Origin of the sequence: Micromonospora maritima (genome assembly GCF_902825405.1) — a bacterium.
Classification (GTDB): Bacteria; Actinomycetota; Actinomycetes; order Mycobacteriales; family Micromonosporaceae; genus Micromonospora; species Micromonospora maritima.
The window spans coordinates 1-3,116 of sequence record NZ_CADEAU010000580.1; the positions used below are offsets into that span (position 1 = coordinate 1).

Consider the following 3,116-nt stretch of genomic DNA (forward strand, 5'->3'; position numbering starts at 1 on the left):
AGCGGCGCGGTCGCCTCGTCCGCCTCGGCCTCGCCGGGACCGGCAGGCGGTGACGCGGGGTCGTCGTCCGCCGCGCCGACGGTCCGGTGTGACGCCGACCCGCCCGTACGGCTGGACGTCGTGTTCCGGCCCGGCGCCGCCGCGCCGCAGATCGGCGAGGTCGACTACCGGATCTCGCAGGCGCGGGGGGACGTCGGGCTGCGCTGCGGCGGCCGGACCGTCGCGTCCCGGCCGGACGCCACCGGGCGGGTCCGCACCTCGGTCCTGCTGGCGGACGGCGAGGACCCGGCGCCGATCCGGACGGCGGTGGAGGGCCTGCCCGGGGTGGAGCGGGTGGTGGTGACCGGCGACCGGTGAGCGCTCAGGCGACGAGCGACTGCTCGGCGCGTACCGCGGTGGCCTCGGCCCGGGCGATCGGTCCGGCCGGCAGCGCGGCGACCAGGGCCCCGACGGCGACCGCCGCCCCGGCGAAGACGAACGCCCACGGCACGCCGCCGGCGTGGTCGACGATCAGCCCGGCGATCGACCCGCCGGCGGCGCTGGCCGCCACCGACATGGTGACCACCCAGGTGTACGCCTCGTTCAGCATGCCGGCCGGGGCGATCCGCCCGACCAGGGTGTTCTCCAGGGTGAGCGCGGGCGCGATGGCGGCGCCGCCGAGCACCAGCGCGACGCCGAGCGCGGCCGGGTCGGGGATCACCGCGAAGACGGCGAGGCTGGCCGCGACGATGGCGAGCAGCCAGGCGAACTGGCGGGTCATGTTGGCGGCCGGCTTGCGGACGCCGAACCAGAAACCGCCGACGGCGCTGCCGATGCCCCAGACGGCGAGCAGCACGCCGGCCAGGCTCTCCGGGTCGGCGGTGCCGGTGTTCGCGGCGAAGGCCGGGACGATCACGCCGGAGGCGCCGAACGCGATGCCGAGGCTGGCCACGCAGACCAGTAGGGCCGGGAAGCCGCCGACCCGCAGCGGGCCGAGCCCGCGCGCGTGGTGTTCCCGGGGGTGCGGACGCCAGCCGCGCATGACCCGGCCGAGGGCGACCGTGGCGGTGCCGACCAGGGTGACCACGGCGGCGCCGATCAGCGCGGCGGACGCGTCGGCGACGAGCACGAAGCCGGCCACCAGCAGCGGCCCGAGCACGAAGACCACCTCGAAGAGCGAGGTCTCGGCGGCGAGCGCGGTGTTGCGCAGGTGGGCCCGGCCGGTGGCCGGTGCGGTGAGGTCGTTCCAGGCGCCCCGGATCGCGGCGGTGAGCGGCGGGTAGGTGGCGCCGGCGACGCCGGCGGCCAGGTAGATCACGGCGAGGTTGCCGGACCCGGAGCGGCTGGCGGCGAGCAGTCCGAGCAGGGCGAGCGGGTGGGCCAGCGCGGTGGCCAGCAGCACCGGGGTGGGGCCGACCCGGTCGGCGATCCGGCCGGCGACCGGGCTGAGCGCGGCGCCGGCCAGCGCGTAGATGCCGCCGGCGACGGCGGCCAGGGAGTAGCGGCCGGTGACCTGCTCGACGACGAGCAGCAGCGCCAGCGGGGTCATGCCGATCCCGAGCCGGCCGATGATGCCGAGGACCAGCAGCATCGGCGCGCCGGGGATCCGCCAGACGCTCAGGTACTGGCGCAGTGCGGCCACGGTCGACCTCCAGGTGGTAATGAGCGGGAGACGTTTCGACCCTAACGGCGCGACGTGATCGGGGGAAACGCATTGTGGGTGGACACACCACCGCGCCCGCGTCGTGGGACGCGGGCGCGGTGCGGAGTGCGTCGGGTCAGCGCTGGAACTGCACCGGCCCGGAGTTGCGGGCCATCTGCTCCAGGCGGGCCACCCGCTGCTCCATCGGCGGGTGGGTGGCGAACATCGCGGCGATGCCGCCGCCCCGCTTGAACGGGTTGTCGATCATCAGGTGAGCGGTGCTGGTGAGCTGGCCCTGCGGCGCCAGCGGGCGGCTCTGCGTCCCCATGTGGATCTTTCGCAGGGCACTGGCCAGGGCCAGCGGGTCCCGGCTCAGCTCGGCGCCGGACTGGTCGGCCTGGTACTCCCGGCTGCGGCTGATCGCCAGCTGGATCACCGTGGCCGCGATCGGGCCGAGGATCAGGGTGAGCAGCAGCACGGCCGGGTTCGGGGCGTCCTCGTCGTCCGAGGAGCCGAGCGGGATGAACCAGGCGATGTTGGCCAGCATGGTGATGATGCCGGCCAGGCCGGCGGCCACGCTGGAGATCAGGATGTCCCGGTTGTAGACGTGGGACAGCTCGTGCCCGATCACGCCGCGCAGCTCCCGGTAGTCGAGGATCTCCACGATCCCCTGGGTGACACAGACCGCCGCGTGCTCCGGGTTGCGCCCGGTGGCGAACGCGTTGGGCTGCGCCGTCGGGCTCACGTAGAGCCGGGGCATCGGCTTGCCGGCCTGGGTGGAAAGCTCCCGCACCATCCGGTACAGCTCGGGGAACTGTGCCTCGCTGACCGGTTGCGCCCGCATCGAGCGCAGTGCGAGCTTGTCGGAGTAGAAGTAGGTGACGCCGTTCATCAGCAACGAGACGACGACGGCTATGACGAGACCGCCGCTACCGCCGAACCAGTAGCCGACCGCGAGGATCAGCGAGGTCAACAGGCCGAGCAGCGCTGCGGTCTTGAGACGGTTGTGATGCACGATCTCTCCTTCGGTGCACGGGCCCTTTGCGGGAGGCCCGCTGACCGGTTCAACACACCGGTACCCGTCAACCATCCGACTCATGGCTGAAAGTTGGCTGGATGTAGCTGTGCACACGCTGGAGCGGTCGCCCACCAGGGCACGAACCGGTCAGCGCGCCGCCACGTCCAGCACCAGCTGTGGCGCGAAGCCGATCACCACCGCCGCCACGGTGGCCGCGCCGAGCGCCAGCGCCACGGTCCGCGCGGGCCGGACCGTCGCCGCGCCGGCCGGCGTCCCGTAGAGGGACGCGGTGACCCGCAGGTAGTAGGCCAGGCCGATCACCGCGTTCACCGCCACCACCAGGGCCAGCCAGCCGGCGTGCCCGGCCAGCAGCGACCGCACCACCGTCACCTTCGCGGACAGCCCGGCCAACCCCGGCGGCAGGCCGGCCAGCCCGATCAGCGCCAGCGCGAACGCGCCGCCCACCCACGGGTGCCG

At 74.2% G+C, this 3,116-nt stretch carries 2 protein-coding genes and 2 pseudogenes; 1 reads left to right on the forward strand and 3 read right to left on the reverse strand.

Annotated elements, in window-relative coordinates:
* A pseudogene (locus tag HUW36_RS29375) lies at nucleotides 1–357 on the forward strand (hypothetical protein); the annotation flags it as partial.
* Nucleotides 358–361: 4 nt separating this feature from the next.
* Here HUW36_RS29375 and HUW36_RS29380 read toward each other — a convergent pair.
* The 3 genes and pseudogenes from HUW36_RS29380 to HUW36_RS29390 form a co-directional block, all read right to left on the reverse strand.
* Nucleotides 362–1,621: an MFS transporter gene (locus HUW36_RS29380; protein ID WP_174531089.1), complete on the reverse strand. Its 1,260-nt coding sequence runs from the start codon at nucleotides 1,619–1,621 to the stop codon at nucleotides 362–364.
* Nucleotides 1,622–1,757: 136 nt separating this feature from the next.
* Nucleotides 1,758–2,636: a zinc metalloprotease HtpX gene (gene htpX / locus HUW36_RS29385; RefSeq protein ID WP_174531090.1), complete on the reverse strand. Its 879-nt coding sequence runs from the start codon at nucleotides 2,634–2,636 to the stop codon at nucleotides 1,758–1,760.
* 150 nt (nucleotides 2,637–2,786) lie between these two features.
* A pseudogene (locus HUW36_RS29390) lies at nucleotides 2,787–3,116 on the reverse strand (NADH-quinone oxidoreductase subunit N); the annotation flags it as partial.